The 18,112-nt window shown below is 42.4% G+C and carries 18 protein-coding genes and 1 tRNA gene; 9 read left to right on the top strand and 10 right to left on the bottom strand.

What is annotated here, in order from left to right; genetic code table 11:
- Window positions 1–214: 214 nt before the first annotated feature.
- The 3 genes from NWP22_RS15315 to NWP22_RS15305 all read right to left on the bottom strand — a co-directional run bounded on the left by NWP22_RS15315 (window position 215) and on the right by NWP22_RS15305 (window position 1,520).
- The gene (locus tag NWP22_RS15315; RefSeq protein WP_280802074.1) at window positions 215–478 is read right to left on the bottom strand and encodes a type I restriction-modification system subunit M N-terminal domain-containing protein; all 264 of its coding nucleotides are present in this window, start codon (window positions 476–478) and stop codon (window positions 215–217) included.
- A gap of 174 nt (window positions 479–652) precedes the next feature.
- Window positions 653–725 (bottom strand) — tRNA-Ala (locus NWP22_RS15310).
- A gap of 42 nt (window positions 726–767) precedes the next feature.
- Complete coding sequence (locus tag NWP22_RS15305; RefSeq protein WP_271733406.1) at window positions 768–1,520, bottom strand: HAD family hydrolase; 753 nt, start codon at window positions 1,518–1,520, stop codon at window positions 768–770.
- Between the two features lie 209 nt (window positions 1,521–1,729).
- Between NWP22_RS15305 and NWP22_RS15300 the strand changes: the two genes are divergently transcribed.
- Complete coding sequence (locus tag NWP22_RS15300) at window positions 1,730–1,843, top strand: helix-turn-helix domain-containing protein (protein WP_280802073.1); 114 nt, start codon at window positions 1,730–1,732, stop codon at window positions 1,841–1,843.
- Window positions 1,844–1,917: 74 nt separating this feature from the next.
- On the opposite strand, the gene NWP22_RS15295 is transcribed toward NWP22_RS15300, so the two are convergent.
- A complete protein-coding gene (locus NWP22_RS15295) occupies window positions 1,918–2,064 on the bottom strand; it encodes a hypothetical protein (protein WP_271730913.1) in 147 nt (48 codons plus the stop codon).
- A gap of 55 nt (window positions 2,065–2,119) precedes the next feature.
- Between NWP22_RS15295 and NWP22_RS15290 the strand changes: the two genes are divergently transcribed.
- Complete coding sequence (locus NWP22_RS15290) at window positions 2,120–3,418, top strand: RNA-guided endonuclease InsQ/TnpB family protein (RefSeq protein ID WP_271730914.1); 1,299 nt, start codon at window positions 2,120–2,122, stop codon at window positions 3,416–3,418.
- A gap of 29 nt (window positions 3,419–3,447) precedes the next feature.
- On the opposite strand, the gene NWP22_RS15285 is transcribed toward NWP22_RS15290, so the two are convergent.
- Entirely contained in the window at window positions 3,448–4,740 is a 1,293-nt protein-coding gene (locus NWP22_RS15285) for a dihydrolipoamide acetyltransferase family protein (protein ID WP_271730915.1), read from the bottom strand.
- A 344-nt stretch (window positions 4,741–5,084) separates the two neighbouring features.
- On the opposite strand from NWP22_RS15285, the gene NWP22_RS15280 reads away from it, so the two are divergent.
- Entirely contained in the window at window positions 5,085–5,615 is a 531-nt protein-coding gene (locus NWP22_RS15280) for a hypothetical protein (protein ID WP_271730916.1), read from the top strand.
- Window positions 5,616–5,672: 57 nt separating this feature from the next.
- Here NWP22_RS15280 and NWP22_RS15275 read toward each other — a convergent pair whose 3' ends face one another.
- From NWP22_RS15275 to NWP22_RS15265, 3 genes are all read right to left on the bottom strand, one after another.
- Window positions 5,673–6,122, bottom strand: coding sequence for a YlqD family protein (locus NWP22_RS15275; protein WP_271730917.1), 450 nt, complete (start codon window positions 6,120–6,122; stop codon window positions 5,673–5,675).
- 41 nt (window positions 6,123–6,163) lie between these two features.
- Entirely contained in the window at window positions 6,164–8,110 is a 1,947-nt protein-coding gene (locus tag NWP22_RS15270) for an AMP-dependent synthetase/ligase (RefSeq protein WP_271730918.1), read from the bottom strand.
- Window positions 8,111–8,327: 217 nt separating this feature from the next.
- Window positions 8,328–8,477 carry a hypothetical protein gene (locus NWP22_RS15265; protein WP_271730920.1) on the bottom strand — a complete coding sequence of 50 codons (150 nt, stop codon included), beginning with the start codon at window positions 8,475–8,477 and terminating at the stop codon, window positions 8,328–8,330.
- A gap of 431 nt (window positions 8,478–8,908) precedes the next feature.
- On the opposite strand from NWP22_RS15265, the gene NWP22_RS15260 reads away from it, so the two are divergent.
- Window positions 8,909–9,073 (top strand): hypothetical protein, encoded by a 165-nt coding sequence (locus tag NWP22_RS15260; RefSeq protein WP_280802072.1) that lies wholly within the window; start codon window positions 8,909–8,911, stop codon window positions 9,071–9,073.
- A gap of 91 nt (window positions 9,074–9,164) precedes the next feature.
- On the opposite strand, the gene recQ is transcribed toward NWP22_RS15260, so the two are convergent.
- Complete coding sequence (gene recQ, locus NWP22_RS15255; protein WP_280802071.1) at window positions 9,165–11,330, bottom strand: DNA helicase RecQ; 2,166 nt, start codon at window positions 11,328–11,330, stop codon at window positions 9,165–9,167.
- Between the two features lie 102 nt (window positions 11,331–11,432).
- Window positions 11,433–11,693 carry a photosystem I reaction center subunit PsaK gene (gene psaK, locus NWP22_RS15250; protein WP_271760088.1) on the bottom strand — a complete coding sequence of 87 codons (261 nt, stop codon included), beginning with the start codon at window positions 11,691–11,693 and terminating at the stop codon, window positions 11,433–11,435.
- A gap of 479 nt (window positions 11,694–12,172) precedes the next feature.
- Between psaK and NWP22_RS15245 the strand changes: the two genes are divergently transcribed.
- The 5 genes from NWP22_RS15245 to NWP22_RS15225 form a co-directional block, all read left to right on the top strand.
- Complete coding sequence (locus NWP22_RS15245) at window positions 12,173–13,210, top strand: FecCD family ABC transporter permease (protein WP_280802070.1); 1,038 nt, start codon at window positions 12,173–12,175, stop codon at window positions 13,208–13,210.
- A gap of 34 nt (window positions 13,211–13,244) precedes the next feature.
- A complete protein-coding gene (locus NWP22_RS15240; RefSeq protein WP_280802069.1) occupies window positions 13,245–15,605 on the top strand; it encodes a TonB-dependent hemoglobin/transferrin/lactoferrin family receptor in 2,361 nt (786 codons plus the stop codon).
- A 308-nt stretch (window positions 15,606–15,913) separates the two neighbouring features.
- On the top strand, window positions 15,914–16,813 hold the full coding sequence (locus NWP22_RS15235) for an ABC transporter substrate-binding protein (protein ID WP_280802068.1): 900 nt from the start codon (window positions 15,914–15,916) through the stop codon (window positions 16,811–16,813).
- 67 nt (window positions 16,814–16,880) lie between these two features.
- Window positions 16,881–17,309, top strand: coding sequence for a SufE family protein (locus NWP22_RS15230; protein ID WP_280793701.1), 429 nt, complete (start codon window positions 16,881–16,883; stop codon window positions 17,307–17,309).
- Between the two features lie 197 nt (window positions 17,310–17,506).
- On the top strand, window positions 17,507–18,112 hold a 606-nt coding region (locus tag NWP22_RS15225; protein ID WP_280802067.1), incomplete at its 3' end, for an RNA-guided endonuclease InsQ/TnpB family protein.

Here is an 18,112-nt window from a genome sequence, read left to right as displayed (position 1 = left end):
TCACCTTACAAGGGTAGGTTTTTAATATGATCTGTGAAGGTAAGACCACCGAAGACAAGGAAGGAAAGTGGACAAGGAAGATTTTATCCGGACAATGGTCTTTTAAGGGGCTATTTTTCTTACTAAGAATACAGACTTTGTACTGTTTTTCTCCCTTGTCACCTTGTCCACCTTGTCCACCTTGTCTTGTCCTTGTAAGGGGAGGGGACTGGATTTAATCAATTAAATGGGGTGATAAATGGGGTAAAGATGTGATAAAAATTACGGATGAAAACTTATCAAACAACCTCTTAGAAGTATCCTTCTGCTTGTGATATTCTGCTAATACTTGGGGTTTAGTTGAAGCAAGCACACAGTCAAAGCGACGCAACACCGTCATTGGTAACATTACACGCTCGTATTGCGGTGGCCGATCAGGACCCCGTAACAAGTCAGCAATTTGCCAAATGAAGTTGGAGAGTTGGTGATGGTCTGCCATTACGTTATCTATGTTGATCTGCCTATTATATCTACTTTTCAGGTAAGCAGAGCATAATAATAAAACAGATTGCACAGGCAATGGCACTATGTCAAGAGTGGGGATGGTGGAATACCTGAGATTATATTGAGAAAAGCGACATTTAATGTGAGAAAGTACAGCAATGTACAACAATGGAGAATAGGAGACTCGAACCCCTGACCTCTGCGGTGCGATCGCAGCACTCTACCAACTGAGCTAATTCCCCAAGGGAGTGGAGAGTAAAAAACCCTCACATATATATCATATTTTAGCACCCAGGGGCGGTAAGTTTGATATCTTTTTGTAAAAAAACTTCCTGGACTCGTTCTAATTCCAAATCATACAAATAATCCACAGTCCAGTTACAGCGACGCTGGAGCATATGGAATGGGTAGCTGTGAGCCACCCCAAGTACTTGTATGTGGGCTTGTTTAGCCGCTGCGACACCCACCGGGGTACCTTCAACTGCTAGACATTCAGCGGGTTGGAGATGGAAATCAGGGTATAATTGATTGAGACGTTCCACAGCCAGCAGATAAGCATCGGGTTGAGACTGGGTGGCGCTCAGGTCATCATCGGCGATCATGACAGAGAAATACTCCGACAGCAAAGCCCGTTCTAATACTAGTTCTATTTCCTGGCGAATTGCACCACTGATTAAGGCGAGCTTGACAGTTTGGCAATCATCAGGGGAAATACTGAGCGATCGCACCTGGTTAATAAAATCTAGCACACCTGGATATAAAGGCAGTTCGGGGATGTTTTCCAGTTGCTGGACATAGGCTTGGGCTTTCTGGTGTAGGAGTTTGTTGACATACTCCTCACTAACCACCCTACCACGAGAACTGAGCAACTCTTGTAAATAAGTGCGATCGCTCCTGCGGTATAAAGCCTGGTATTCACCCAGCTTCTGGGGTTGGAGATTTTCTTGGATGAGAATTTCATCTATTAATTGTGAGTGAATCTGCTCATGATTAATAATCACACTCTTAAAATCAAATAAAACTGCCTTTAAACTCATCTTGTTATGCCAAGCCCTGGAGATGCAAAGTCCTGCCAATTATTATTATCTATTGTGCGCGTTTTTTGGTAGCCATACCAAAAAACGCGCACAGTGCCCCTGGTTTCTAACTATGGGGGTGTAGTGCGCTAGGGACTTGGGTCGCATTCCTAAAAATCGTCTGTAAAAATATTAGCTTTAATGTATAATTTTACTACGAGGTGATGCAAGTGTTTAATCTGACTTACGAATTTAAGCTCAAACCAACTCAACAACAAATAGCAATATTTGAAGAATGGTTAGAAACCCATCGACGGGTTTACCGGAACTTGGCGGGAGCGTGAAAGCCCCTGAGAAGCAGCAACGCAGTTGCGTACTTCGTGCTTTAGACAGGGGATGAAACGCGACTTGGTAGGCTTCAGCCTGCTGTGTCCCCTTCGAGTTTTAGGCTATCAATCCAATCTTCAATTAAAGCAGTGATAGTTTTATCCTTTTGAGCAGCATATAAATAAAGTTTATTTCTTCTCCGCTCAGATAGACGTATTGTTAATGTTTTTCTCTTCATAATTGACATACATTGTTAGTATTTAATGTTAGTAAATATCAAGGAGGTGAAAACAATGTATGGATGTCAGCAAAACTTAGTTAACCCAGATAATGAACTTAGAGCAGTCCTTGAGTTTATTTGCTCAGAGTCCCATAAACTGACAAATTGTGGTATCTACTACGCTCGTCAGTTATATTTCAAAACTAGGAAGTTGATTGGTAAGTACGATTTAGAGAAAGAATATAAGACGAATAAACATTATCAAGTTTTGCACTCTCAAGCAGCACAACAAATTTTGAGGTCTGTAGCAGAATCATTCAAGTCTTTTAAGGAATTAGATAAGAAGTACAGCAAAGGTGAATTGCATTTTAAGCCCAAGCTACCGAAATATCGTAAGGGTGCAGGGTATTCACTTGTGACCTACCCAAAGCAAGCATTAAAACTTGTTGGTGATCATATAAAAATACCGCTGGGTAATACTGTTAAATGTTGGTTTAAACTTGATAGTTTCTTGCTGCCAATGCCTTCAAACCTAAAGTTTACAGATATTAACGAATTAAGAATACTACCAAGAAACCGATGCTTTTATGCCGAATTTGTCTATGAGCAAAATTCATCACCAAAAATTAATTTTAATCCTCAGTATGCTCTAGCAATTGACCCTGGCATTAACAACTGGTTAAGCTGTGTTTCTAATGTTGGAACTAGTTTTATTGTTGATGGACGCAAAATTAAATCTCTTAACCAATTGTACAACAAGCGTGTTGCGTTCTTAAAAGAAGGTAAACCACAAGGATACTGGGATGAACAACTAGCCCACATCACAGAAAAGCGTAACCGACAAGTGAGAGATGCTGTAAATAAAGCAGCTAGATTAGTTGTTGACTACTGCATTAAATACAAAATTGGTACAGTTGTTTTTGGGTGGAATCAAGGACAGAGACAAGAAGCAAAGTTGGGTAAAACAACTCAATCTTTTGTACAAATACCAACAGCTAAATTGAAGGAACGAGTTAAACAACTGTGCGAATACTACAGCATCAAATTTGTTGAAACTGAAGAGTCCTACACCAGTAAAGCTAGTTTTTTAGATGGTGACTTTCTACCTATTTTCGGCGCAAAACCTGAAGGGTGGATACCAAGTGGAAAACGAGTAAAACGTGGAATCTACTGCACTGGTGCAGGTAAATTAATCAACGCTGATTTGAATGGTGCTGCGAATATTCTTCGCAAAGTAGAGACACAACTAGATTTAAATCTGGTCAAGGTCTGTAGGCGAGTTTTGACCCTCGCTACCAGATATCGCATCTGGGAAACCAAAACTAAAAAGCGGAGGGAAGCGGCTTTAGCCCTTCCCGTAGCAACAGTTTAGAATCCCCGTCCATTTATGGCGGGGAGAGGTCAAATAGTCAGAGACTGGGGATTAGTGGAAATTAATTTAGCCAAATCTTGCAAGAAAGCCGCAGCATGAGCACCGTAAATAATCCGGTGGTCACAGGTAATATTAACTTGCATCTGTTGACGCACAGCAAAGGAACCATCCCCTAAAGCTACCATTTGGGGACGGGATGCACCAATGGCTAAGATAGAACCTTGTCCGGGTGGTAAGATCGCATCAAAAGTGTCTACCCCAAACATCCCTAAGTTAGAGAGGGTAAATGTCCCACTGTTGTATTCTTCGGGTTGTAGTTGTTTAGCTCTCGCACGTTCTACTAAAGATTTCCAGGAGCGGGAAAGGGAATAAATATCTACCATGTCTGCATTTTGCAAAACTGGTGTGATTAATCCTCCATCATCCATAGCCACGGCTACAGAAATGTTAATACCAGAATGATAAACAATTCCTTGGTCTGAATAGCTGGCATTTAATAAGGGATGTTTTTGTAATGTTACCGCTACCGCTTTAGCCAGTAGGGCTGTCATGGTAACGCCCTTGGATTTAATTTGTTTGTAAAGTTGATCTAAGCCATCGGTGGTAATGGTGTAACCCACACGGAAAACTGGTACAGTCACACTGGCTACCATGTTCCTAACTACAGCATTTTGGAAGGTAGTTAAAGGTACTGTTTGACCAGGAACCATGGGCGCTGGGGCCGGGGACGGGGACGGGGACGGGGTGAAGGTAGGCGCTGGTGACGGGGTGAAGGTGGGCGCTGGGGTGGGTGTGGGCGCTGGTGGTTTAGCTTGATTGACAGATGATTGTACATCCTCGGCGACGATGCGACCGTAGGGACCGCTACCTTTCAGGGTGGTCAAATCAACCTTAAGTTCTTTAGCCAATTTACGGGCGCGGGGTGAAACTACGACTCTTCCTTCGCGGTGGTTAGAGCCATTTTGAGTAGCTAGGGCAGAAGATATACCAACAGGGGCTGTAGTCGCAACTGGTTCTGGTGTGGGGGTAGCGGTAACTGAGCCTGAGTTAGCCAAGGTTTTGGCGGTGGCGATTTCGGCTTCTGTTTCTGCTATGTAGGCGATCGCAGATCCTACTGGTGCGCTTTCACCAGCTGGTACGATGATGTGGGCTAGGTATCCTTCATAGAATGTTTCCACATCCATATCTGCCTTATCTGACTCGACCACCACCACGGTTTCCCCTTTTTCCACCTTATCCCCCGGCGATTTCACCCAGGAAACGATTTTACCTTCAGTCATGGTGGAACTCAGGGCTGGCATGAATACTTCGTGAATGCTCATATGGTGGTATCAGAATCGATGGTTTATGGACTTTAGCAGCTTTTGCCAGATTAAATTGTATCTTGGCTGGTTGAGTTTTCCCGTGGAAATTTTTTCTTTTCCCTGGTAAGAGATAGGTGGGCTAGTTTCCTCATTGTGGTACTTATTTACCAATTCATCCAGGAACCTGATGATCAGATTAGAGTCTATGGTATATAACAACTATAAATTTTTGCCAATGTTTCAATCATCAGCCCAAGTCTTCTATAAGTGAATACTTTGATGATAAATGTAATAGTTTTACATTCTCACTTACTCTGACCTCTGAAATGTAAGTGGTTAAGTTCAATTTCTTGTTTACTTTTATGTTGTTTAACAAGTGGAATGTTGTTTTAGTTTTGTTAGTAAATATCTTGGCTACTGCTTGCGCCGGGATGGATATGACCGAGGAACCACAATCGCCAACATTGGGAGACAATAGACCCGTTATACAACAGGAAGTTGCCAATGTGCAACATACTGAGGATGTCCCATTATATCCAGGGCGTTATCAATATCAAAGCATACCACTAGAAAATGTGAATGCCATTCTTCAAGGTAGTGATCCTGTGAGTTTAGCCTTAAATGTTTTAGAGGGTAAATCATTAGCTAGAGGTAAGCAGGAAGTAGCAGTCTTTTATCCCCAACCCAGACAAGCCTTAGTGGAAATCACGCACATAGATTCAAATAATTATACCATTAAGGCGATTAATTATCGAGTGGAAATGACCACCTTTGGGCGATCGCTGTTAAACAGCTCTCCCCCGATTTGGCAAGTTGTCTGGGCTGGGTCAAAAATAGAATGCACCCATGAAAGTAGCAATAAACAAAAGTTAGCTCAAAGTTGTGAATTTTGACCTGGGACTGTCAACCCCACCTAACATAAGATAAGTGGGGAATTAGTAGCACGACTGTTAAATGTCGCCGCGAATCTCTTGGATAACGCCATCGCGCAGCAGGATTTCTACCTGCATTTTACGAATCAAGTTATCACCCTGTTCAACACGGAAAAAGCCTTCCATTTGGAATTGATTCACTTCTTGCTCCAACTCCAGAAATTGTAATTGCTGGAGGTTTTGTAGCAGTTGATTTTTCTGCTCCAGGAGTTCAGTTTTCTTTTGATTGACTTGGCTGTGGATATTATCGATTTGTTGAAGGGTTTGGGGACTAGGGGGCTGTATAGCCTGCTTTTGAATGGACACAATGGCTCGTTGTCCTTCTAGATCAATCTGTTGCAGTTGCTGGTCACTTTGATTAATCTGTTGCTGTAGTTGCTGTTGTACTTCCTCCTTCCATAGGGGGGTAACAATGGCTTTGACATTGACAACGCGCTTGAGTAACAAATTGGGGTTGGAGACATCCATAAATCTTTCACGTTCACTCTATAAGTTAGCAGACAGAATACTCATCGGGTATACATCCGGTCAATAATCTCCTGATACCGTTCCGTGACTATGTGTCTGCGGATTTTCAGGGTTTGTGTCATCAAGCCATTTTCCAGAGAAAAAGGTTCGAGAATCAACCTGAAGGGGCCAATGCGGTCATCAGGACGATAACCAGGACGGTTTTGTACTTCCCGATTCAATTCTTGTCGAAACAAGTCCTGGATTATTTTACTCTCCAGATCAATAGATGTCCTCATCTGTTCCAGATTTTGAGTTTGTGCCCATTTTTCAAGGGCTTCGGTATTGGGGACAATTAAAGCGCCGATGCTGCGCTGATCTTGTCCCACCAGCATAATTTGATCAATGTAGGGCGATCGCAAACAAGCATCTTCAATAGGTTGTGGTTCGATATTTTCCCCATTGGTCAAAACAATCGTATCTTTAGCCCTCCCGGTGAGGACTAAATCATTATCTCGTGTCACCCAACCCAAGTCACCGCTATTAAACCATCCTTGACCATCAATAACTTTGGCTGTGGCTTCGGGGTTTTGGTAATAGCCCTGCATAACTTGGGGACCTTTCAAGAGTACCAAACCTTTTTTTCCAGGGGGTAACAAGTCTTTGCTTTCCGGGTCAACAATTTTGACTTCTGTACCAGCGATGGGCTGTCCAGATGAACCGCGGACATTATGCCAAGGACGGCGGGCGTTAGTCACAGGAGAGGTTTCTGTTAAACCGTAACCCTGCAAAATCTCCACGCCAATAATTTCAAAAAAGTTATCTATATGCTTGGGTAGCGCCCCACCGCCGCTAATTACTTGCTTGATGCGTCCCCCTGTGGCTTGGCGGACTTTGGCATAAACTAGGCGTTCTCCGAGGGTATGAAGGGGCAACAAAGCCAATGCTAGTATCTTAGAGGTGATTTTCTCTAAGCTTGAGGCATGAAGATGATTTAAACTTAGTCCTTGGGCAATGCGTTGTTTTTCGATATAGGTTTCACTGGCTGCTAGTAAAAACTTAATCAGGCGTTGCTTTTTGGCTGGTTGTTCCCGGAACTGTTTTTGCACTCCCTCATAAATCGATTCCCACAGACGGGGGACTGCAATCATGTAATGAGGTTTAAAGTCCTTCAAGTCCTGTTTGACAAAACGCAAGTTAGTATAAATTTGTGTACAACCTTGAGATAGTAAGAAATACTCCCCACTGCGCTCGTAACTGTGCCAAGAGGGGAGGATACTTAAGACGATGTCTCCCGGCTGTGGTTGTACTATTGTACCCAGGGTTTTGACTTGGTGTAACAAGTTGCTATGAGAGAGCATCACACCTTTGGGTTTACCGGTAGTCCCGGAGGTATAAATCAAAGTCGCTAGGGTATCTCCTGTGACCTGAACTGGTGTCAGGGGATGGTTAGCACCAATTTCTAATACCTGGGAGAATTTCCAGACTTTATCGCTGTCTTCTGGTGGTGTTTCCTCTGAGATTAAAATTATCAGTTCAATGGGTAGGTCATTCAGTCCGTCGCCAAGTTTATTGAGTGTGTTTAAGTCCTGCACTACTAGGGCGGTGCTACCACTGTTGGCAATAATAAATAGTAGTTCTGAGCGTTCGGCTTGGGAACTACGAACCGCATTCACTGCGCCAGCGGTCATTATCCCTTGATCGGCAATAAACCACCGCGGACTATTATCGGCTATTAAGGAAATGCGATCGCCTACTTTGACTCCTAATTTTTGTAACCCCGCTGCAAATTTTTGAATTTGCTCCCCTAACTGGCTATAGGTAATTACCACTTCTGGTGTATTGTGGGGATTGTGCAGAGCCACAATATCACTAAATTGTTTGGCTGCTAATGACCAAATTTCTGGTAGTGAAACCACATGACTGTAATCGACTAAACGCTGTAATTCTTGGCTTTCTCGCTTCGTAATCTTTGATAAATAAGCTGGTGTATCTGTACTGTTATTCACAATTCATATCCTCTATTGTTTTAGTAAACGGTTGATTTATTGATTGTTCTGACCTGAGCCTATATTACTAAATAGCTTTACTCTTCAGTGATTGGCTGTAATGCATAGCCTACTGTCTGAGGTATTTCAGCATTTCAACGGTTGTATTGATAAAAATCTATGTTACAGTAAACATATATAAGCTAAAGACGATGGATAGACTGGATAATCTATTGCTTTAGTTATCTTGACTGCCAAAAGCCCAAAAACCTATTTTTTTTTGATGGGGGTGAGTACCCATAAATTTCATGGATGTTTTATTGCTAACTCTCCTCAATGCTGCTGCTTGTTTAGTATTACCTAAATTAGCATCGAAAATTCTAGGCACAAAAGATACTCAAACACTAGCCAAAGGGTCAACATCATCTCAAGCCAGAATTGAAATCACTAGTTTCCCCTACTGTACCAGTTACGTGTTAACGGGTAAAGAATTCTGCAAGTTTAGACCTCAATTCTGCGCCAAGTGTTCCCAATACTGATCTCCCCGACCAATCTCTGCATAAATCTTGCTCATTTTTTCACATGAAGATGTTGGTAGATAGCGATCGCGTAAGTGCTATCGAGGATCTGTGGAGGGGGGTAAGATACCCGACTTCTTAGATAATTAAAGATAATCTCATATGATTTGTCCAGAAGTCGGGGATCTGTGTGACACCGAAGATCATGTATTTGATTATGTTCACCCGATGCGCTGGCTTTTAGGTGAAAATAATAGATAGTAAAAACAAATTTTTGATGCGCGGATAATATATGAATTTCATGGATGGTCTATTGCTGACACTGCTAAATACTATCATCTGTATTACCCTCCCCGCCTTTGTCTGTGTAATCACTAATAAAGGACAAAACCAGAAAGTATCAAAGCGTGGAATGATATCGCCAACCTCTAGCGGTAAAATTTCTCGTGCTATTGATGCAGCCTAAGATAAAATCAATAGAAGACAGATACGCGATTTCTACCAGAAATCGCCTATTTAAGTTAATTAAACGACTAAAATCAACAAAACCCCAAGCATTACTGACGATTTTGTCTTCGCCATTTTTCCCTGACTAAGCGAATTTCATCAAAAGTATAGTTTTCTCCTAATTGTTGTTTAATCGGGGTGAGAGAAACATCACCCAAAATCTCTAAAACTTGCCAAATTTTTTGTTGATGTTCTAGGGGTACTAACTGATTTAAATCTACAGGCTGATTTTTAGCCATTAACTGAGAAAGGTGGGTAAAAATTGTCGAGGGGTTAAGATTGCGTTGGCGAGCAATTTCGGCTACACTCAAACCTTGTTGGTGTAGTCTTAATGTGGTTAACTCGGTATCATTAGGTAAGTTCTTAAGAGCTAGAGTACCTGGAGAATCATGTTTTGTGGGTGATATACCTTTTTCTCGACGGTAGGCGGTGATTTCTGCGAGGAATTTTTCACCATACTGGGCGAGTTTGTGACTACCTACCCCAGAAAGTTTACCAAATTCTGTTAAGGATTGGGGTTGTACCTGGGCCATTAACCGGAGGGTAGAATCTTGAAAGACAACGTAGGGCGGTACAGACTGTTCATCAGCTAGTTGCTTGCGCAGCGATCGCAACCGTAGTAATAATAGTTCTGTTTGGGCTGTTTTGTCACCCTCTGATACGGGAGAGATTTTTTGCGCCACAGGAACAGCAATCAAAACTTGGCGCTGTCGCTTCATCACTTCCCAACTCAAAGCATTCAGCTTTAAAACCGAGTAACCATCGTTGGTTTGCTGTAACAACCCTTGATGTAACAGAGAACGCCCTAAAATGCGCCATTCATCTACAGTTTTATCTTTCCCAATCCCGTAGGTAGAGAGTTTGTCGTGTTGATTTTGGGTAATTTTTTTACTTTTACTTCCCCGCAACACATCAATAATGTGTAGCATTCCAAATCTTTCTTGACAACGGGCCACACAAGATAAAAACTTCATGGCTGCAATTGTCCAGTCTTGTACAGGTTTGGGATAACGACAGTTATCACAGTTACCACAATTACCGGGAAAACGTTCACCAAAATAACCTAGTTGAATTGTCCGCCGACAGTCTGTACCTTCAGCATAATCAATTACCTGGCGTAGCTGTTGTTTGGCAATTAATTGTTCTTGAGGGTCAGTTTTTTGCTCAATACTCCACTCAATGGTTTTAAGATCACCAAAACTAAAGAACATGGTACAACGTGAGGGTTCACCATCTCTACCCGCTCGCCCAGATTCTTGATAATAACTTTCTAAATTCCGTGGTAAATCAGAGTGAATGACTAACCGGACATCAGGTTTATTAATTCCCATCCCAAAGGCGATAGTAGCAACGATGACACGCACATCATCGCGAATAAATCGAGTTTGATTCTTACTGCGTTCCTCATCATTTAAACCAGCATGATAGGGTAAAGCGGTAATTTGATCATGTTGCAGTTTAAATGTGAGTTCATCAACTTTTTTCCGGGTCAGACAATAAATAATCACTGAACCGTCAGTTTCCCGAATCATTTCTAAGATTTCGGCGTATACAGTTTTAGATTTAGGCCGAACTTCGTAATAAAGATTTTGCCGGTTAAAGCTAGCTAAGTGAATACTAGGTTGCTTTAACCCTAATTGTTGAATTATATCACTACGGACGCGATCTGTGGCTGTAGCGGTGAGGGCGATGGTGGGAACATCTGGATAGCGGTGACGTAGGGATTTTAACTGGCGATATTCTGGGCGAAAGTCGTGTCCCCATTCGGATACACAATGAGCTTCGTCAATGGCGAAGGTAGAAATACCAATTTGGTGATGTACTAAGTCTAAAAATGGCAGAAATCTTGAGCTTAATAAACGTTCTGGGGCTACATAGAGTAGTTTAACTTTGCCGTTACGGATGGCTTCCTCACGCGATCGCACTTTGTAGGGATTGAGGCTACTATTGAGAAATGTAGCAGAAATATTATTATTTCTCAGTGCTTCTACTTGGTCTTGCATCAGAGCGATTAACGGCGAAACCACTACCGTTAAGCCTTTTTTCATCAAGGCTGGTAACTGAAAGCACAATGATTTACCCCCACCTGTCGGCATTACCACTAATAAATCCTGATTTTGCAGCGCATCTTCAATAATTTGTCGTTGTCCGGGGCGAAAATTATCGTAACCAAAATGGTATTTTAACGCTTGTTCGAGGTGGGGGTACTGAAGCATAACGATGGATTTACGTGCTAAGACTTGAAAATTTTAACTTAAATCCCCGGTAAGCAAAAAGTTAGAGAAGTGAAGCCTTAGCTTCACCTCTGTGGGTTTTAGCTAAATTCTGCCGATGTTATGCAGTCCTAAAATTATACCTACTCCCAAAAGATGACCAAAGGCTGTAGTTGCTAGTACCGCAGGTAAACCAAAACCGCCAAATAAATTGGCTGCGGGGAGAGATGGCCCAACGCTGGGGTACTTGATGGTAAGTTTTCCCAAGGCAACGGCGATAATGTTGGCTACAATCATAATACCTGCAACGGTGGGACTCCATTCTAGGGGTGTAGTTACAGCAGCGATGATAGTGGAAGGTAACACCGGATTAGCTCCTAAAATTCTAATGGCTAGAAATATAATTGAAATATTTCCCTGGTAATTTCAACAAAAAAACGGCTTTTGCATCAATACTTAACAGTTATTCTTAATCCTTAATCTTAGAGGTTGTTTGATAAGTTTTCAACAGGTAATTTTTATTTTAGGGAACAGGGAACAGGGAAGAGGGAACAGGGAACAGGGAACAGGGAACACAGGGAACAGGGGAACACGGTATGGCTAACGCCACGCTATCGCTATCGACTTCGCTCACCGACCGCACAAAAAACAATAAAATCCAGTCCCCTCCCCTGACAAGGGGAGGGTTAGAGAGGGGTCAAATAATATTCGATACACTAATCATCACTTGACCAACATCCTCCTAAATATGTGCAAATCTTCATATTCCCTCTAAAGTTATTGACAAGAGTTTGTATTAGTGATGGAATATGTTTAGGGAGCTATTGCAAAATATATTCATTAAAATGGGAATATTCAAGTTGTGGTTGCCAAGGCGATCGCACCAAAATGTCACAGGGGAATTAGGGAGGGGCGATCGCCTATTAGTAGTAACTGTATTGCTACTAGTAGGACTGGTGCTAGTCACCGGAATTTCCCTGTCATTGGGCGCAGTAGCCATGACCCCCAATCAACTGTGGCTAGCATTAATACGCCGGGGTGATGAACTCTATCAAACAATTCTCTGGGATCTGCGCCTACCGCGCACCCTAGCCGCCCTGCTGGTGGGTGCCGCTCTGGGAATGTCCGGGTCATTACTGCAGGGAATGCTGAAAAACGGGCTGGCGAGTCCGTTCTTACTGGGAATTTCTGCGGGTGCTGGTTTAGCGGCGGTAGCTATGCTCAGTTTAGGTGTATTGCAGACCTGGATACCTTTAGGGGCTTGGATGGGGGGCTTATTAACAACTATTCTTGTTTATTTCCTAGCTTACCGTCGTGATGGAATTTCCGTAGAAAGATTGATTTTAGGGGGAGTTGCTGTCAGTTCCTTGTTTGGTGCAATTCAGTCTGTGTTGTTACTCATAGCCGAAGATGGTCAAATACAAGCGGCCTTAAATTGGTTAATTGGTAGTTTGAATGGGCGCGGTTGGAGTGAGGTAACTATTTCCGGGTCCTATATTAGTGTCGCCCTCTTAGGGGGATGCTTACTAGCGCGTGCGGTTAACTTGTTGAACCTGGGTGACGAGTTAGCCACAGGACTAGGTGTTTCTGTATGGCGATCGCGGATTTTAATTGGTGCTACCGCCACACTGTTAGCAGCGGGAGCGGTAAGTATAGGGGGTTTAATTGGTTTCGTGGGTTTAATTGTTCCCCACGGAATCCGCCTGATCGTAGGTACAGATTACCGTGCTGTTTTACCACTAAGCGCAATAGGTGGGGCTTTAGTTCTCAGCTTTGCAGACTTACTGTCTCGGTTGGGTGCTGTAGAAATTCCCGTGGGAGCAGTCACAGCTTTACTGGGTTCTCCCTTATTTATCTATCTCCTGTATCGCCGCAATGTGTAATTAAAACTTTCAAGTTGTCAGAGGTGTCATAAGAGTGAAACAACATCCCTTGCTGTTCAGCATAATTATGCTGAATCTGTTTGTCATGCCCACAGTATTAGCAGAATCTGGTAATACTAGCATTTCTGGTGAAACAAAAACTTATTTACTGACTCAAGAACCTATTTCAACTCCCTCGGATGCTCAACCAGAGGAAGAAGAAACCTGTCCCCCTGATTTTGATCCCAAAGACCCAGAATTTAAAGATTGCGTTGAGGAAACTCAAAGCGGTGATTCCGAGATAGAAATTACCGTCACCGGAACCCGCACACCCAGAGCAGTTGTAGATTCACCGGGAACAATTAGCATCATTGATGAGCAAAAAATCCAGAGGGATTTTATCGAGGATATCAAAGATTTAGTCCGCTACGAGCCGGGAATATCTGTACGTAATCGCCCGGTGCGTACTGGTCCTGCGGGGAGTGGTAATTCCAGTATTAATATTCGGGGAATTGAGGGGAACCGAGTTTTAATTCAGGTTGATGGGGTGAGAGTCCCCGATATTTATGCTAATACTGGCCGTGATTTAGTCGATTTTGACTCAATTCAAAGGGTGGAAATTATTCGCGGTCCTGCTTCTACCCTATATGGTAGCGATGCTTTAGGGGGTGTAGTCTCTTTCATTACCAAAGACCCAGAGGATTATCTGAGTGTTTTTGGTCGTCCACTTTATGTGGGTGGTAAAACCAGTTATGACAGCACCGACTCTAGTTTTGCGCCCTCGGTGACCTTAGCAGGTAAGGAAGAAAACCTATCAGGTTTATTGCAATATACCCGTAGGGATGGTAACGAAGCTCAAAACTACGACGGATTAGCTCCTAATCCCCAAAATGTTGATAGTCAGAACCTGTTCAGTAAGGTAGTTCTGCAAGCTAACGATCATAATATTTTCCGGTTGACAGGAGAATGGTTTGAAAGTAGGCTGAATACCCAAGTCAAGACTGCTGAGGGATTTAGCAGTTTTACTCGTACTACCACTGTCAGTCAAGTAGCTGAGGATTTCACCAGTCGGGGACGCATCAGTTTAAGTCATGAGTATACTAATCCTGACTTAGGCTCATTTTTGCAGTCAGTGCGATCGCAGATGTATTACCAAACTGCTGAAACCACAGAAGATGTAGAAACCCGTACTGTTAACAGTGCTAATCAGAATTTGCGCCGCATCTTAGAAACTGGTTTTAACCAAGATATAATTGGTGGTGATGTTCAATTTACCAGCAAATTTTTGACAGGGGATGTTAGTCATCGCCTAGTTTACGGTTTTGATTTGTTCAACACTTCCACTAGTCGCCCTAGAGATTCAACATTATTTAATGAAACACTGGGAACGAGTACGAAAACTGTTAGCAGCGAACTTTTCCCTAACAAGACTTTTCCTGATACTGACACCTTGAGAGGTGGGATTTACCTTCAAAATGAAATCGAATTTGCTGATGGTCGGATCACCTTAATTCCAGGGGTGCGTTACGACTATTATCAACTCAGGCCTCAGACTGAGGATGTTGCTTTTAGTAATATTAATACGCAAAATTACGAAGTCAAGGGCTTTTCAGCTTCCGCAATCTCACCAAAATTAGGTCTAATTGCCAAAATCACCCCAGAAATATCATTATATGGGCAATATGCCCGTGGTTTTAGAAGTCCACCTTACGATAATGCAAACATTGCCTTTACTAACTTTGCTTTTGGTTATACTATTTTACCAAATGCTGATTTAAAACCGGAAACAGTTGATAGTTATGAACTCGGTATTAGGGCTAATTATCCTCAAAGTAGCTTTGGTCTGACTGGTTTCTATAATCACTACAATAACTTTATTGATGCTAATGTCGAACTTAGTGATCCTCTTGTGATTAGTGGTAGACCTGTGCGTCAATTCCAATCCCAAAATATTAAAGGGGCGAAAATTTCCGGTTTAGAAGCTAGGGGAGAATATCGCTTTACAAGGTCTCCGGGTGGTTTAAGTGTGTTCGGAACCTTAGCTTATGCTGTGGGGGATAACTTAGAAACAGACCAACCCCTAGATTCCATAGATCCATTGAAGGGGATTATAGGATTGCGTTATCGTTCACCCGAAGAGATTTGGGGCGCAGAACTAACTACCACCTTAGTCGCGGCTCAAGATAGGGTAAGTAATGAAGACTTTTTTAAACCCGAAGGTTACACTACTGTGGATGTGCGCGGTTTCTACCAGTTCAACCCTAATACCATTCTCAATCTGGGAATTTTCAACTTATTGAACCAAAGATATATAGAATGGTCTGATGTGCGGGGTGTAAATAGCAATGACCGTCTACTAGATTTATATACCCGACCCGGAATTAACTTTGCTGCGACTGTGAGTGTACGTTTTTAGAGGTTGTTTTATAAGTTTTCAACAGGTAATTTTTATCTGAGGGAACAGGGAACAGGGAACAGGGAACAGGGAACAGGGAACAGGGAATGGGGAATGGGGAATGGGGAATGGGGAATGGGGAACAGGGAATGAGGAATCGGGAATGGGGAATGGGGAATGGGGAATGGGGAACCGAAACAATCAAATCCAGTCCCCTCCCCTTACAAGGGGAGGGTTAGGGTGGGGTCAAACAATAGTTGATACACTAATCATAACTTTTCAGGCATCCTCTTAGAATTAAAGGACTTTTCGGTAAACTAATCAAAATCATGGATCAAAAAAAATTTGTAATAACTTGGGCTATCCTGTTGAGTATATTACTAACAGCTTGTAATCAGCCCATCCCCCCACAACCACCAACAACACCTGTAAATGTAAACCAAACACCCCAAAAATCAGCACAAAGAATCGTCGCCCTCACGTCTTTAACTGCTGATATTATTTATCAACTGGACTCTACAAAATTAGTGGGGATTACAGGTGGTAGTTTACTCAATAAAGACTCCCGGTTTCAGGGTTTACAAAGAGTCGCTCAGGGTCAAACTCCTGCGGACTTAGAGAAAATCCTAGCCCTCAAACCAGATTTAGTCATCGGTGCTCAAGGTTTTTCTGACCAGACGCTCCAACAGCTGGAAAAACTGGGAATTAAGACTTTCTCTACTAGGGTTAATAGCTGGGAATCTCTCCAGGAACTAACTAAAACTCTAGCTGGTTTTGTGGGTGCAGACCCGACTCCGTTATTAAATCGTTACGAGGGGTTTTTACCCAAAGGGAAAAAAAACAGTAATTCTACTCTAGTGCTGGTCAGTCGTCAGCCAATTTTAACACCTAACAAAAATAGCTGGGCGGGAGATTTATTACGCCAGTTTGGGGTTAACAATTTAGCCGCAGACCTACAAGGGACAAGCCCTATAGGTGGTTATATTACTCTGTCTGCTGAGAAAATTTTAGCAGCTAATCCCGAAGTGATCATTTTAATTAGTCCTCCCCAAGGAGGGTCAGAAAACGCTCTTTTAGATGCTTTTAAACAGGAAGGCTTTTGGCAAAAATTGTCAGCTGCTAAAAATAACCAAGTTTATGTGTTTGACTATTATGGATTGGTGAATGCGGGTAGTATAGATGCTATCGAAAAAGCCACTCAGCAACTGGCGCAAGTTTTAGCAGATTGACCCTTGGGGGCGATCGCCGACAAAATCATCTACACTCAAGGTAAGACTGATTATTCCAGCCTGTATTATGTCCTCAATTATCGATTCTTTGCCACCTGCTCTTGCTAAAATCGTCCAACGCTTTCAACGTGCGAGTGACCCGAAGCGGCGTTACGAGCAATTAATCTGGTATGCTCAGAAGTTAACAGACTTTCCAGAAACTGGTAAAGTACCAGAAAATAAGGTTCCTGGCTGTGTATCTCAGGTTTATATTACCGCTGCCTTAGATGATGGTAAAGTTGTATACCAAGGTGATTCAGATTCCCAGTTAACCAAGGGATTAGTAGGGTTGTTAGTGGAGGGTTTAAATGGACTCACTCCCACAGAAATTGTGCAACTCACCCCAGACTTTATTCAAGAAACCGGCTTAAATGTGAGTCTCACACCTTCTCGAGCTAATGGATTTTATAATATATTTAAGACAATGCAAAAAAAGGCTCTTGAATGTAAGTTATAGTTCCTAGCTTCCCTTTGTTACACTAAAAGCAGGTCAGCCAATGTCAACTAACCTAGTGTCAACCTATCAAAATATAGTGGGAGCGTTTCATCCCCTACGCTTTAGCGAGGGGATGAAACGCGACTCAACAGGATTTATCCTGTCGTATCCTGACTACAAAAAAAACTTATTTTAACAGACCAATTTTAGCACAAAGCATGAAAGCTAGATATCAGTACAGATTTTACCCGACAGACCAACAGCAACAGAGTTTAGCTCGGTTGTATGGTTGTGTTAGAGTTGTCTGGAATGATGCTCTAGGTTTGTGCAAACAATCTGAAAAGCTGCTTGGGTACAACAAACTCTCGGCAATGCTAACCCAAGCTAAAAAGACTGAAGCAAGAAAATGGCTATCTGATGTTTCTTCAGTGCCATTACAACAGTCTCTTAGGTGTTTAGATGTTGCTTACAAAAACTTTTTCAATTCCCTTAAAGGTAAGAGAAAAGGTAAAAAGGTTGGTGTCCCTAGGTTTAAAAAGAAAACCAACTCACAATCAGCAGAGTTTACTAAAGCTGGGTTTTCTATAAAAGATGGAGTAGTTTACATAGCTAAAATTGGGAATATCAAACCAATTTTGTCAAGAGAACTACCATCTGAACCTAGCTCAGTTACAGTGATTAAGGATGGCGCTAACCGCTATTTTCTTAGCTTCGTTGTAGAAGTAGAACCCAATATTACTGTTGCTAAAAACCAAAGCATAGGTATTGATTTAGGACTCAAGACTTTTGCTGCAATGAGCGATGGAGAAAAAGTTTTAAGCCCT

This window comes from Anabaenopsis tanganyikae CS-531, from assembly GCF_029891675.1.
Lineage (GTDB): Bacteria > Cyanobacteriota > Cyanobacteriia > Cyanobacteriales > Nostocaceae > Anabaenopsis > Anabaenopsis arnoldii.
This window is presented reverse-complemented; position numbering and strand designations above follow the sequence as displayed.

Coding starts and splice junctions, on each gene's coding strand:
- NWP22_RS15315 (WP_280802074.1), bottom strand. CDS start 478: ATGGCAGACCATCACCAACTCTCCAACTTCATTTGGCAAATTGCTGAC.
- NWP22_RS15305 (WP_271733406.1), bottom strand. CDS start 1,520: ATGAGTTTAAAGGCAGTTTTATTTGATTTTAAGAGTGTGATTATTAAT.
- NWP22_RS15295 (WP_271730913.1), bottom strand. CDS start 2,064: ATGAAGAGAAAAACATTAACAATACGTCTATCTGAGCGGAGAAGAAAT.
- NWP22_RS15290 (WP_271730914.1), top strand. CDS start 2,120: ATGTATGGATGTCAGCAAAACTTAGTTAACCCAGATAATGAACTTAGA.
- NWP22_RS15285 (WP_271730915.1), bottom strand. CDS start 4,740: ATGAGCATTCACGAAGTATTCATGCCAGCCCTGAGTTCCACCATGACT.
- NWP22_RS15280 (WP_271730916.1), top strand. CDS start 5,085: ATGTTGTTTAACAAGTGGAATGTTGTTTTAGTTTTGTTAGTAAATATC.
- NWP22_RS15275 (WP_271730917.1), bottom strand. CDS start 6,122: ATGGATGTCTCCAACCCCAATTTGTTACTCAAGCGCGTTGTCAATGTC.
- NWP22_RS15260 (WP_280802072.1), top strand. CDS start 8,909: ATGGATGGTCTATTGCTGACACTGCTAAATACTATCATCTGTATTACC.
- recQ (WP_280802071.1), bottom strand. CDS start 11,330: ATGCTTCAGTACCCCCACCTCGAACAAGCGTTAAAATACCATTTTGGT.
- NWP22_RS15245 (WP_280802070.1), top strand. CDS start 12,173: ATGGGAATATTCAAGTTGTGGTTGCCAAGGCGATCGCACCAAAATGTC.
- NWP22_RS15235 (WP_280802068.1), top strand. CDS start 15,914: ATGGATCAAAAAAAATTTGTAATAACTTGGGCTATCCTGTTGAGTATA.
- NWP22_RS15230 (WP_280793701.1), top strand. CDS start 16,881: ATGTCCTCAATTATCGATTCTTTGCCACCTGCTCTTGCTAAAATCGTC.